General features: G+C 47.1%; 15 protein-coding genes. 2 read left to right on the forward strand and 13 right to left on the reverse strand.

Going from position 1 to position 11,962, the window contains the following annotated elements:
- Positions 1 to 17: 17 nt before the first annotated feature.
- From NYE68_RS16515 to NYE68_RS16570, 12 genes are all read right to left on the reverse strand, one after another.
- Positions 18 to 551 (reverse strand): crossover junction endodeoxyribonuclease RuvC, encoded by a 534-nt coding sequence (locus tag NYE68_RS16515; RefSeq protein WP_342493962.1) that lies wholly within the window; start codon positions 549 to 551, stop codon positions 18 to 20.
- Positions 548 to 838, reverse strand: a complete 291-nt coding sequence (locus tag NYE68_RS16520; RefSeq protein WP_342493963.1) for a hypothetical protein — start codon at positions 836 to 838, stop codon at positions 548 to 550. Before NYE68_RS16520 ends, NYE68_RS16515 begins: the two co-directional genes overlap by 4 nt.
- Entirely contained in the window at positions 838 to 1,896 is a 1,059-nt protein-coding gene (locus NYE68_RS16525) for a hypothetical protein (protein ID WP_342493964.1), read from the reverse strand. Before NYE68_RS16525 ends, NYE68_RS16520 begins: the two co-directional genes overlap by 1 nt.
- On the reverse strand, positions 1,897 to 4,182 hold the full coding sequence (locus tag NYE68_RS16530; protein ID WP_342493965.1) for a DNA polymerase: 2,286 nt from the start codon (positions 4,180 to 4,182) through the stop codon (positions 1,897 to 1,899).
- A 34-nt stretch (positions 4,183 to 4,216) separates the two neighbouring features.
- On the reverse strand, positions 4,217 to 4,381 hold the full coding sequence (locus NYE68_RS16535) for a hypothetical protein (protein ID WP_342493966.1): 165 nt from the start codon (positions 4,379 to 4,381) through the stop codon (positions 4,217 to 4,219).
- A 165-nt stretch (positions 4,382 to 4,546) separates the two neighbouring features.
- Positions 4,547 to 5,827: a hypothetical protein gene (locus NYE68_RS16540; protein ID WP_342493967.1), complete on the reverse strand. Its 1,281-nt coding sequence runs from the start codon at positions 5,825 to 5,827 to the stop codon at positions 4,547 to 4,549.
- A complete protein-coding gene (locus NYE68_RS16545; protein WP_342493968.1) occupies positions 5,828 to 6,262 on the reverse strand; it encodes a hypothetical protein in 435 nt (144 codons plus the stop codon).
- Positions 6,263 to 6,296: 34 nt separating this feature from the next.
- A complete protein-coding gene (locus NYE68_RS16550; RefSeq protein ID WP_342493969.1) occupies positions 6,297 to 7,052 on the reverse strand; it encodes a single-stranded DNA-binding protein in 756 nt (251 codons plus the stop codon).
- A gap of 237 nt (positions 7,053 to 7,289) precedes the next feature.
- A complete protein-coding gene (locus NYE68_RS16555) occupies positions 7,290 to 7,760 on the reverse strand; it encodes a hypothetical protein (RefSeq protein ID WP_143854245.1) in 471 nt (156 codons plus the stop codon).
- 92 nt (positions 7,761 to 7,852) lie between these two features.
- Entirely contained in the window at positions 7,853 to 8,014 is a 162-nt protein-coding gene (locus NYE68_RS16560; RefSeq protein WP_172618043.1) for a hypothetical protein, read from the reverse strand.
- 144 nt (positions 8,015 to 8,158) lie between these two features.
- Positions 8,159 to 8,794: a sigma factor gene (locus NYE68_RS16565; protein WP_029974731.1), complete on the reverse strand. Its 636-nt coding sequence runs from the start codon at positions 8,792 to 8,794 to the stop codon at positions 8,159 to 8,161.
- Positions 8,795 to 9,052: 258 nt separating this feature from the next.
- Complete coding sequence (locus NYE68_RS16570; RefSeq protein WP_029974733.1) at positions 9,053 to 10,279, reverse strand: AimR family lysis-lysogeny pheromone receptor; 1,227 nt, start codon at positions 10,277 to 10,279, stop codon at positions 9,053 to 9,055.
- Positions 10,280 to 10,392: 113 nt separating this feature from the next.
- Here NYE68_RS16570 and NYE68_RS16575 point away from each other — a divergent pair, with 113 nt between their 5' ends.
- Positions 10,393 to 10,602, forward strand: a complete 210-nt coding sequence (locus tag NYE68_RS16575; protein ID WP_029974735.1) for a helix-turn-helix domain-containing protein — start codon at positions 10,393 to 10,395, stop codon at positions 10,600 to 10,602.
- Positions 10,603 to 10,655: 53 nt separating this feature from the next.
- Positions 10,656 to 10,901 carry a helix-turn-helix transcriptional regulator gene (locus tag NYE68_RS16580; RefSeq protein ID WP_076982979.1) on the forward strand — a complete coding sequence of 82 codons (246 nt, stop codon included), beginning with the start codon at positions 10,656 to 10,658 and terminating at the stop codon, positions 10,899 to 10,901.
- Between the two features lie 16 nt (positions 10,902 to 10,917).
- Here the strand turns inward: NYE68_RS16580 and NYE68_RS16585 are convergent, their stop codons facing one another.
- Positions 10,918 to 11,913 (reverse strand): toprim domain-containing protein, encoded by a 996-nt coding sequence (locus NYE68_RS16585; RefSeq protein WP_342493970.1) that lies wholly within the window; start codon positions 11,911 to 11,913, stop codon positions 10,918 to 10,920.
- Positions 11,914 to 11,962 lie beyond the last annotated feature (49 nt).

Here is an 11,962-nt window from a genome sequence, read left to right on the forward strand (position 1 = left end):
AATTTAATTACGCCCATCTATTCGTCCTCCCCCGGTTTTATAATCTTCTCGCGAACAAGATACGAAAGCCCAATCGCCACCGCATCCGATTCGTCATCTGTCCGAAATGTAAAGTCGGCCGGGAGCGAAAGCATCCGCCGTACTCCCGCCTCTACTTCGTCTTTTGATGCGCTGCCTTTTCCGGTTACGTCCTTTTTAACCGTTGTCGGCGTGATCTCCACATCCGCCTTATATCCGTACTTACCGAGCGCTAGATCGATAACAGCCCACGCACCAAACACCGTTTGTGTCGATCGTTTATTGCGCCCTTTCGTATAATGCTCCCGGACAACAACGTCGAACGGTCCGTATTCGTGGAGAACCATCGTTGCCGCTGCCTCGATATAGGAATACCGTTGACTGTCCGGCGACTGGCTCGTCGTGCTGACAGACGTTACGTGTACGAGGTTGATGCGCGGCCCGGACTTTAGTCGCTTAACTTCGAGGACTGCGAAGCCTGGATTCGTTGATATGTCTAGCGCAAGGATGCGGATAGGTTTGGCGCTACTCATCGAAGCTCCTTTCTAACCGATAAAATAGGAATTCCGAGAAAACACACTTTATATTTCGGTTCTTTAACAGCGACGTCTTTTTGGACATTCTTACCGCGGAAATAGTCTCCGATATATACATAAGAGTGTCCATAGGCGGAAGGTTCTGTTAAATTCTCACCGATGAAGTCACCGGAAAAATGCCCTTTTCTTACTACCCTAATAAGATCTCCTCTCTTATAACCAACCTCCTTATGAGAATTCTTTGCTTTCACAATGTCTCCAATATTGAAATTGAAACGGTCCATCAAACCGCCTCCCCTTTGCGTACTTTTTCGATAAACTCTAACGCCCCGGCGTACTGCCGCTTAGTAGATTCGTATACATTAGACCGCCTTACCTGCGAAACTATGTCGCGAATAGCCGCTAATTCAGTATCCGTCAACGATTGCGCGATAGCCGTCTTAAAGCCGTTAAACGTCCATCCGTTAAGGTCCAGCGTCATTGGCTTGCGCTCATCCACCGACGTCTGTATTTCTACGAATCTATCGAGCAGCGCGTCAATGTCCGCCTGGCTAATTTCGACGCCAAACGCTCGGATGTCCGGGCTCTTTTCGAACTCGCCTTCCGGGTATTCCCACGCTTTCTTCGCTGCGTTTACGTAGAGGATCACGTACAGGTCAACGCCATACATTTCCGCATAGGCAACGCATTGCTTGACGTGCTTTTCGTCCGGCTTCTTCAGCGAGTAGAAAGACGTGCGGGCCGCGCTCGTTTGCTTCGATTTGATTTCGAGGCCCACACGCAATACCTCGCCATCTTCGGTGACATAGCGCATGATGCCGTCACATGTTCCGAAGAGATGAAACGTCTTGCCGTCACGCTTGATCTTATGGTTCCGCTTGGCGAAGTCCTCGAACATCGGCGTACCGTCCGGATTACGTTCGAAGCTGAACGGGCAGGGCCGGCCGACTTTCTTTTCGAAGTGTTTCTCCATGAAAAGCAGATCGCGCTGGATCACATCGCCGATTGCCGTTCCGATGCGGGTCCAACGTCCTTGATACGGAGGCTTTCGCGTTATGTCTCTCGGATCGCCTAGCGCCTTATGATAAAGTTCGCGCGGGCAGGCATTCGCAGATGACGGCGAAAAATACGGTTTCTTCGGAAATACTTTCGGAGCATCTGCATACCATCGGTGAATCTGCGCGTCCAAGGCGTTATCCCACGTTTCCGGCAGCGAGTGCCATTCGTTTAAATATTCGATGAGTTCATCCGCAATCTGCTGCGCGTATGTGGTCGGTTCGGGCGTCGGCGCTAATTGGGCGCGCAGTGAGTTTGCGGCTGATCGTGCATTTGAGTTCGTCAATTAATCGTCCCCTTTCGTTTTAAACCATTCTTCAACAGGCACACCTTCGCCCCATTTGCGCATCACTTCGATATCCGTTCCGTTCGGCACAACGTCTCCCCAACGGTATGAATTAAGCATAATATCGCGAATGGCTTGCGCTTCTTCCCACGTAAAATCTTCCGGAACTTCAAAAATGAGTTCGTCATGCACCGTTGACCACAACGCCCAGCCCGGTTTGTTAGCGCAATATTCGTGTGCTTTAATCATCGTGACTTTCGTTTGAATAGACGAAGATCCTTGTACGCGGGCATTTGTCGCCTGACGCAAAGCGCGATTAATTCGCGAGTTGTGTTTTCTTGCGTCATCGTATTTCGGATCATTCCATTTTCCGTAGGGAATGTTTTTGCGGGGTAGTTTAGCGTCTGGTAGCCGGCGTTTTCGCGCATTCAGATCAGCCCAAACGTATCCGTTTTTTCGCACAAATTCTTCGTTCTCTTTTAACCACGCCGACAGCTTCGGCATACTTCCGAACAACTCTTCTTTAAACTCGGTCGCCTCTTTCTTACCTACGCCTAGCATATCCGCAAGAGAATAATCACTCATTCCGTATAATGTAGCTAACCATGCGACCTTCATTTTCTTTCGCTCTTTTGTGTCGGAACCATCAGCGTTCTTATAAACTTCCTCGTACGGTCGTTTGTAAAAGTTCGACGCCATCGTTGCGTATGGATCTCGTTCTTCTAAAAACGCATTAATCAGTACTGGTTCGCCTGACAGGTGCGCCACACACCGGATTTCCTGCGCTTTAAAATCGGCGCCTACTAACAACTTTCCGGGAGGAGGACCGAACATCGGACGCGCTTCCGGTGGCTGATTCTGTACGTTAAACCCTTGTTGCGTTTTGTCTTCTTCGTCCTTACCGGAACTGAATCGACCTGTCACGGTTCCCATCGGATTGAAACGCGAATGCCAACGCTTAGTTGTCGGGTTTTGCTTTGTCGGCAGCGTGTCGATATACGTACCGCTTAGCTTAACGATATTCTTATACTCGATAAGTTTCGCAATGATTTCGTAATCGTCTTTCAACGGCTTCAACGTCTTTTTCGCGTCCATATTCGGGAGCTCCTTGCCGATTGCCTTCGAAAGTGCGGGCCGCATCTGATGGGTCGAGTTTAAATTTATCGGTTCGTCTCCGTCATGGAACGGCGTCAACTCTGCGACTAATTCCTTACGCAGCTCTTCCGCGCGCTTATGAAGCTTTTCGCCGTATTCTTTCGCGAAATCCAAGTCGAGAATATATCCGTTAGCTTCTAAATCGACGATTACGTACAATAACGGAACTTCAACGGTTTGATAATAGTCCAAAATCGTCGGTATTTTCGCCATGTGATAACGCTGAAATTCGTACAGCTTCCACGTCAGTTCCGTATCCTTCGCTGCGTAAACTAGCGCAATATCTAATGGGACTTCTTTAAATTGCGCATTCCTTCCGAACAGAGCATCAAAAGTATCTGCCGGCGTTTTTAAATATTTAGGAGCTAAGTCTTTGAGCTTGAACGAACCGGCTCCGCCTAATGTACGATCACTCTCGTTTTCGTTAAGCAGGTGCATCGCGGTCATCGTATCCCAAGCGACGCCTTTCAAATCGAATCCGTGCCGCCGAAGCATCGCAATATCGAATATCGCATTGTGTAGGACTTTCCCGACCGACTCATCGTTAAATATGGGCGCTAGACCTGCGAGTACGTATTCGCGACTTAGTTGCTCGCAATCATCGTGATCTACCGGTATATAAACGTGCCAGTCAGCGTTTGGTAAGGTCAGCGAAAGACCGACGATGACATCCGTATAAACATCTACGCCGGTCGTCTCGGTATCAACTGCGATTATTGTTTCGTTATTTAACGCCTCGATCAGCGCCTGAAATCGTTCTTTAGTCGTAATTAATTCGTAATTATCCGGCGTGTTCTCGACCATCTGCCGCAATGTTTCTTCGCGCTGAGCTTCCTGAAGCGTCTTCCACAACCGAAGCGCTTCCGCCTTGCTGAACGCCTTAGGGTTGCCGGCCTTGTTAACGCAGTCAGCCGGATCGCGCGCTAGTTTGCGCGCATCCATAGCCGCCTTGACTTCCGTTACCCTTTTACGGTCGGCATCCGATAGCTTCATCGCGAATATCTTGCGCCAGCTTTCCTCGATCGGCTCGGCGGTTCTGGCTTTCGCCTTCCGCTTGGCCGTCGCCTCTACTGCGTCCGTTTTCGGTGCCGCCGGCTTCAACGCATTCATATTTAACCGTAAGCCTTCCATCCGTCGTCCTCCTTCCTCGCGAAGTAATTTCGGGTTACTTTTCGATTGTATCTGCTACGGTCAAAATACCGAATGCAATGACAGCGATAGCCGCGATAAGCAACATTACCCAAGGCGATTCATCTGCGCCATGACCCGCTGAGAATGCGATTGATATTCCGAGCGCATATGATAGCGCGCGTTCTTTCTTTCGACTCATAAATCGACCGCCTCCGTCCATCTTCGTTTATATTCCTCGGTATTAGCCGCATACCATTCCGACCAGCAAGACGTCCCGCATGCATAAACCTCGAAGAGCGAATCGTAAATTGCGGATCGCCCTTCGTAAAGGTTAGCGTTACATGCGGCACAGACGGCGGCCGGCTTAGCGGTCAAAGCGCGCCTCGACTGGCGTGATAAGGATTACTCCCTCTGTACCGGGGCGCGCGTAATCTCCGTTCGGTAGCTGAACGCCATAAAAGTGAGTACCGATGAAATCCATTATTCCAAGAACTCCATCACTCTCGCTGAGTTGGACAACATCACCCTTCTTATACTCGCCAACCTCGCGTCCAATCTTCGCCCACTTCGCTTCTTCGGCTTGCTTGCGCTCGATCTTGGCGGCTTCCTCTTCGGATAAAATTTCGAGCTGATCCGGCGTTGCGCATCCGGAGCCGTTAAACGGAATGGCACCGCCTTCGATTCGAATGAGTGTGCCCCTACTCGGATGGTCGAAATTATTATCGGAAACCTCGTAAATCTTACCGTTCTCAAACCCTTTTAAAGGGAAGTCTCCGGCGCCCGAAACCAACCGCACTTTAGCGCCTTTTTTAAATTTAGCGCGTGCTGCTGCGTCTTTAGCTTCGGCAACTTCTTCGTCAGTGGCGCGGACTAGCTCGCGTTTTGGGACGTATTGATTTTTTCCGTCTGTAAGCCTGCGGGAAAGTTCGTTATACGACGATCCAAAACGGTCTCCGATTATTTCAACGATATCTCCATCAGTGAAGCGATGGTAATCGGTAGCCTTAACCACCTTCGCATAATCACCGACCTTCAGGCGCTCAGGCTTCGGCTCAACTTCTACGCTTGTGGCGCTTACTTTGCGGTAAACTTCGAATTCGCAATTGTCCAGAGAGTACGTATCAAAGTCGTCTCCCTCATCGTCAGTGATCCAAGGATCTCCGTGCGAATCAACGTAATCAATTTCGTAATACTTGCCCGCGGTTAGATAACGTCTAGGAGCCTCTTCGAACTTAACATAATCGCCATCCTGCGCTTCGCTTTTGTCAATCCGCTCATATTCCGCCTCACCCTTCAACGCAGCCACGTCGGATTTTAACGTTGCGATTTCGCCTTCCGCCTTTGCTACGCGTTCTTCTAAGGACGGATTGGTTGCGGCGACTTTGCGGAAGATAGCGAACATCCCATCGTAATCCCAAACATGATGTTCATCAGTGTCATCCAAATAGACAAAGGAGTCACGCCGAATCTCTTCAACTTCGTAATAAGCATCAGTTGTCGTATCTAATCCAGGCTTATTCGCCAGCGCGAGGTCTCCCGCTTTCGCCTCGCCTTCCACGCGCTCGTATTCCGCGCCGTCATACGCAACCTTCGTAATTTCACCGTTCACCATATCGAGTGTCTTAACGCCGTTTAATTTCGCCATTTATACCGCCTCCGCTTCCGTTTTTTCTTCGTACATGCTTCGATCGAGTGATAACGGCAGCTCAACCCACCGTTTACTCGCTTGCATCGTGGACTTCGCCCAATATTCGCGTTGATTCGGTTCGTTCTCAAACATCCAGACGCGGGGAGGTTCGCCCGGATCACCCAATACGCCAACAAAATAATCAACGTCGGACCGATCGTAGCACTGCCCCTTTCCGTTAGTCGTATAGAGAACGAGTTCGTTATTGCGGTCGTTTCTGCGCCGGAACGTCTTTACCTGAACTTTATACTCTTCTCCGGTAATAGGATCTTCCGCCTTAAAGTCGTATGGCTGCGCAAGTTGCGGACGGGAAACCGCAAAACCATTCGCGAGTAACGCCAGTTCTGCGACAACCTCCGAATACTTGCCGACAACTTCGGTTAAGTGCGCCATGTGAGCGCCTCCTTTTCGTTTGGTTGGTGCGTGATTAGAACGGTAATTCTTCGGAAGTAGGTTCGTTAGAGTCCGCCGCTTCTTTAGTCGCCGGAACTGGCGGTAACTTAGCGCGATCAATCTTCGCTTCGTCGTCAGCCTCGTGTAATAGCCCGATGATATCCGCTTCTTCACGGAAGTTAGCGAGTTCTTCGTATCCGTAGTCAATTCCGATAAACTTTTTCGCTTCAGCCAACTGTGCTTCTGTCGCGTCTCCCGATTCAATAGAGAACGTTTTGTCTACCTTCTTGATATGAATCGCCTCTCCTACGAGTGAATAATCCGGATTAAATTTGCGACCCATCTTTTCGGCTTTGTCATAGTCGGCTACAAGGTTGTTGATATGGAAATCCTTCGTATCAATTACGCGATACGTTTTGTATTCGAGATCGTAAACTGGAATCATTGCGTAAAGCTTACGCGGTGCTCCGACTAAGCAAGACGGGCAAACTTCCGGGTTTGGCTTTTTATACGCACCATGATCTGGTCGGATTGCTTTCGGCGAGTGCAGACAAGTATGTTTGCGGAAGTGGTAAATATTTCTCTGGCCGTTGTAAGTGCTTTGTTCGTGAACATAATACGCAAACCAATCGTCCGGATCTGCGAGAATAACGAATGTACGACCTTCCTCGTTTACTTCTCCGTGCTTACCCATGCGAACATATCGCGTTACACCTTCCGGAAATTCGCCCCCTGATTGCGCTGCTTCACGTTGTGCCTCACGTTGTTTCAAAGTATCTCTTAAGCCCATTCGTTTTCCCCCTACGTTTTTATTAAGGCTTTTCGCCCTCGCAAAATGCCGGTGTCTGCGCCCGAAACGCCGCCAGCGCTTGGCCGTAGCGACGCGACACGGATTACCTAACGGCCGCCCCGACATTCTCCGAGGACGCGACGCGCCTATCATGCGTCGTCTTCGCCAATTTGCGTCCACATGCCGAAAAGTATTAATCCGATGATGACGGCAGCAATCGGTCCCACCCACGAAAGATCAGACATACGCCGCAACGCCCTTCTCAATCGATTCAATTTCGGATTTAATCGCGGTAGCTTTTTCGTTAATTGATGCGTATTCAGAACGAGCAACGGCGATCTTTGCGTCAATGACTGCGATAATCTTATGTGCGCGAGCTTTTGCGCGGTTTAATTCGAGTTGCGCAATTTCGAGGTTCTTCTCCGCAAGCTGAATCGTTAAGCTTCGTAATTCGCGTTTATGACGGACAATGATAGCACCCGATTTACGTTTGATTACCGTCTTCAGTTCGTCTGGAAGACCGTTAATTGGATTCGGACTTCCGGATGGCGTAGCGTCGATTGGCGCTAATCCTTCGTGCATTTTATACACAGTGACGACTTTATTATCGATTACTACGAGTCTGACACGCGACTTTATGTGGTCGAATATTCGTGACGTCTTTCCGTTATGATCATTCGCGTCTCCGATATAATGAGCCGTTTGCATAAGGTTATTTATACATCCGACAGCAGATCCGCGGTCGTAGCCAAGTCGTTCAACTGCACGATCAACAGCATGCTTGGTTACTCCGTATTTTTTCATCCGACGCGCACCGCCTTAATCGGAGTAGCCGGGAGATAGTCGGCCGGGTCTTCATCGTGCAGCCATGCGCCTTGGTAAATGAAATCGGTTAGTTTGCGCTCATCTAGCGCTAAAAGCGTTTGAGATTCGTTAAATGTGGGTAAATTCGATGTATGCATAGTACGTTAGCCTCCGTTATTTTAAGGATAATCGCACTAGGCCGAGGACTTGTTCGCATAATTGTTCCCTTGAATTTGTTGACAATATGCAATACAATGAGGACGTAGCGAAAGTCCTTCGGGCCTAGCTGCGTATAGCGTGTGTTACACAGATAGAAAAGCGTTAAGTTCGCCGTGGTGAGAAGCGTCGAAATTTTTCGCTAACCCTTTGATTACACGTTCTACTTTTTTGTAATGGACGCCTACCTTACTGCCGATCGAAGCGTATGTAGGTCGTTCGCTTGCAAGATGCTCCTTAACGATTGCAGTCGTTAGTGAGCAGGAATTTTCCGTTAGGGCCTTGATAAGTTGCAGCTTATCTTGGTCCGTTTTTATTTCTCCATCAATCATCGCAATTACGTGATCCTCCATTAGATCATCGGAATCAGATTCGAATGTTGCAGCATTCTCTTCCGCCGAAGCATCTAACAGTACCCGTTTCTTTGCATAAGTCCCATTTTTCATCCGCGTTACATCGATTGCTGCCCGCGAAAGATGGAGCTTAAAATGACCGACTACTTCTCTCGATCGAGTCTTATCGAACTTTTCAACGATCCGCCATATCTTCTCGTTCAGCTCGCTTACAATTTCATCGAACAAGATCGGACATCCTCGACCATATTTTCTAGCGAGATTCCGAACTAGCGGCCGGAAGTATTCAAAAACCTCATTGAACGAGTTTTGATCTCCTTTTTCTCGAAAATCGTCAATCAAGATTATTAAGTTTTCATTATTTTGCAATGTGATTTCCCCTTTCAATATTAACTGCGAATGCACATATCAGAATGGACACATTCAGGAAAGATTTTTTTTATTATTTTCTTCCATGACCATATATTAGCACATATATTTTAAAGTTATTTGAAAAGGAACAAGATTGTAAATTTACAGATATGTTCAAACATGTAAACATAAAAAGAGGCCTGTTTGATACAGGCCCTTAGAAATAATTATCCCCCTATTGCGTTTATTGCTACCTCCTTGCTGCCCTCATTAGCATTAAGCGCAAGCACTCCTGAAACCAAAGCTACACACATTAAAGCAACAAATAAAATCTTCTTCAAAAACAACATCTCCCTTTTCTACAGTTTTTAGGTTTTCTGTAAGGGTCTTGACAAAGTCGCTGTTCTCCCCGGACTGAATCATATCCCTTACAATAATAACTGCGAAGAAAAGATTAGAAGTGGACACCAGCTCGCAAAACTTTTTGTGTCTTTTTTCTTTTCCGCAACACGATTCGAAATATGTAGTCAGATCAGGATCTCCCATTTCTAAAATTACTTCTTGAGCTTTATCCTGACTAATCTCATTATTACGAAACTTTTGAACAGCAAGAAGTGGTCTAGGCGCGTTGTCATCGATGCTGCGGGACATCAGAATTTTCGCGAAATTGTAATTGTAGTATGCATACCCCTCTAATCTAGCTATCCCCGTTTCTTTAGCTGCGGATAAACTACGCTTTAAGTAGTGGAGGCATAGTTCTTCATCGTGCAGTAAATTAGTCATTCCTAATATATAAAGAGCGTCAGAATCAACTCTTTTGTTAATTTTAGCATTTAGTAAGATGTGTGAATAGTGCCTTGCTTCATCTAAATTATTCATAAATAAATGTGTAAATGCTAATACCTCTGAAACTCTGTACAAGTAACATTCCTTTTCGAATAATTGAGTTTTATCGCTCATCTTTCGGATACGTTTTTCAATTTCAGAAGCCTTTGCGAGTACATATGAAAATTCTCGTCTTTGTAGTAAAGAAATACACTCGTATATTTCAATTAGAAGCTTAAGTTTGGGGTTTTTAAGTGTCGTGAGCTTAGCGATCTCATCATCGATCTCATAGAAGCTAATATCTCCTTTCATGTAATCGCGGATGAATGTGTAAACCTTGATGTATTTCTCTACAGTGGATTTCTTTTCATCTTGATATTTTTTTATATGCCTATCCAGCAGTTCTATATTTCTTGTAATAGCCGCGTATTCAAATAAATTACGGATACAGTCGTCGCTATCTAGTAAATCGTACCAATTGGAGATGTGTTCAGAGTATTTCTTGCCATCAACTAATTGTGTAAGAATAAGCAAACTTCTAAAAGTCAATTCGCGATCGCCGTTCCGCAGGTTCCTAACCTGTTTCCCTCCCACTCTCAAATGTCGAGCAAGATCATCGTCTGTAATGTCATCCCTGTCTTCTATACTATTAAACAAAAAATCCCGAACGGAATCCATGTAATTTCACCCCTATTTGAATTAATGAATGACTTTTATCTATTCGTTAAGTATAATTGAAGTATAATAAAAATGTTTAGACGTGTAAACATTTATTTAGGAGGATTTTTAAAATGGTCGATTTTTCCCCATTGTTCAAAACCTTAGAAGAAAAAGAAATGAACCTGAGCGATCTCAGACAGGTCATAAGCTCACGCACCCAGACCAGTATTAAAGAAAACCACATGCAAGCGAATTTAAAAATGTACATAGGCACTTTGGAAAAAATTTGTTTATTCCTTGATGTCCCGGTTGAAAAAGTCATTAGAATTGTTAAAGAATGATCTAATGGAAATTAATACTTAATTAAGATAAAATATTACGGACACCTTTACGAATGGAGGTGTTTATTACGTTTAAGGTCGGCAAATGTCGGATACCCGAACTATGCAAGAAACGCGGAATTAGTCTCAGTCAACTCGCAGCAATGGTCGGAGTATCAAAAACGCAAATGTCCGATTACGTCAGCCTTCGGAATCTGCCGAGCATCGAACGAACCTACAATATCGCGATGATGCTCGGCTGTGCGCCCGAAGATCTGTACGATTGGATTGAGGTATCCGACAGCAACACGGAGGGTTAATACAACCTCCGCCGACCTAAAGTACGGGAATTCCCGAACCTAAACGTAAAGAATGCTTCACGACCTCCGCACGATCATACACGTCTCGCAACGCTTCTGTACCGCGCTTTATAAGTAGTTCATCAGCGTCTTTCACCTCCGTAATATAACCGTGCGCAAGCCGCACCTTTCCGATCAAATAACGCTCAATCTCCCGCCGTAACTTTTCGCCAGCTTTGTCGTTATCTGTAACCACCGTTAAATATTCGATGGGTGACTGCGCAATTATGTCCGCCTTCTGCAAATTAAATGTGCTGCCGCCTGTTCCGATTGCCGTTATGCCCGCAGACCGCCACGCCATAGCATCGATCTCGGCCTCGCATATCACCGCGCTCTTAAGCCGCTTCCCATATACGAGATCCATTCCGTAGACTAAGTACCGGATAGGCATGCCGCCTTTTACGTACCAGAACGCCTTCCCCTTCGTTGCCCTATACTTAACGTTAGCCAGCCGCCCGTTAGGAAGCCGCCAAGGGATCGCGACCGCATTTCCGGCAAGCGCTACGCCGGCCTCTTCTTGTACCGAATCCGTAATGCCCCGGCCCGCCAGATAAGCGTTAGGTCCCGGCGTTGTTTCTGCGAGGACCGATTCCGCTAAAGGCTCCGGATTCGTGACGGGCTTTAATTTCGGAAGTCGCAGCGCCATACGTCCGTCTTCAGCCGCCGGTGCATACGTTTCCAATAAATAATTGATTGCGTCGTCTTCGGTTTCTCCGCGCAGGAAAGCGAGCAGTTTAACGAACCCACCGCGCGCAAACTCTTCGTCGTAGGCACCTGAGTCGCCCCAATAGCCGGCTTTTGCCGACGCTGTGTCTTCGAGGTAGACGTAAAAACTCGGAGTCCGATCGTATCTGAATGGACTGGCGGCCAGCAGGCGCTCATCGCCCCACGTCGGCCGGGTCCAATCGAATTGTTCGAGCTCATACCGAATATCGACGTCCACAAAACGCCCATTCAAAGTTAATATCGGCAATTCGAGACACTTCCTTTCGAGACTTGTAAATTATATTACGACATTGTTA

It is taken from the genome of Bacillus sp. FSL R5-0447, assembly GCF_038606125.1.
Taxonomy (GTDB): Bacteria; Bacillota; Bacilli; order Bacillales; family Bacillaceae; genus Bacillus; species Bacillus velezensis.

Excerpts from the sequence above, each read along its gene's own strand:
- NYE68_RS16515 (WP_342493962.1), bottom strand. The coding sequence starts at position 551 with ATGAGTAGCGCCAAACCTATCCGCATCCTTGCGCTAGACATATCAACG.
- NYE68_RS16520 (WP_342493963.1), bottom strand. The coding sequence starts at position 838 with ATGGACCGTTTCAATTTCAATATTGGAGACATTGTGAAAGCAAAGAAT.
- NYE68_RS16530 (WP_342493965.1), bottom strand. The coding sequence starts at position 4,182 with ATGGAAGGCTTACGGTTAAATATGAATGCGTTGAAGCCGGCGGCACCG.
- NYE68_RS16535 (WP_342493966.1), bottom strand. The coding sequence starts at position 4,381 with ATGAGTCGAAAGAAAGAACGCGCGCTATCATATGCGCTCGGAATATCA.
- NYE68_RS16540 (WP_342493967.1), bottom strand. The coding sequence starts at position 5,827 with ATGGCGAAATTAAACGGCGTTAAGACACTCGATATGGTGAACGGTGAA.
- NYE68_RS16545 (WP_342493968.1), bottom strand. The coding sequence starts at position 6,262 with ATGGCGCACTTAACCGAAGTTGTCGGCAAGTATTCGGAGGTTGTCGCA.
- NYE68_RS16550 (WP_342493969.1), bottom strand. The coding sequence starts at position 7,052 with ATGGGCTTAAGAGATACTTTGAAACAACGTGAGGCACAACGTGAAGCA.
- NYE68_RS16555 (WP_143854245.1), bottom strand. The coding sequence starts at position 7,760 with ATGCAAACGGCTCATTATATCGGAGACGCGAATGATCATAACGGAAAG.
- NYE68_RS16560 (WP_172618043.1), bottom strand. The coding sequence starts at position 8,014 with ATGCATACATCGAATTTACCCACATTTAACGAATCTCAAACGCTTTTA.
- NYE68_RS16570 (WP_029974733.1), bottom strand. The coding sequence starts at position 10,279 with ATGGATTCCGTTCGGGATTTTTTGTTTAATAGTATAGAAGACAGGGAT.
- NYE68_RS16575 (WP_029974735.1), top strand. The coding sequence starts at position 10,393 with ATGGTCGATTTTTCCCCATTGTTCAAAACCTTAGAAGAAAAAGAAATG.
- NYE68_RS16580 (WP_076982979.1), top strand. The coding sequence starts at position 10,656 with ATGGAGGTGTTTATTACGTTTAAGGTCGGCAAATGTCGGATACCCGAA.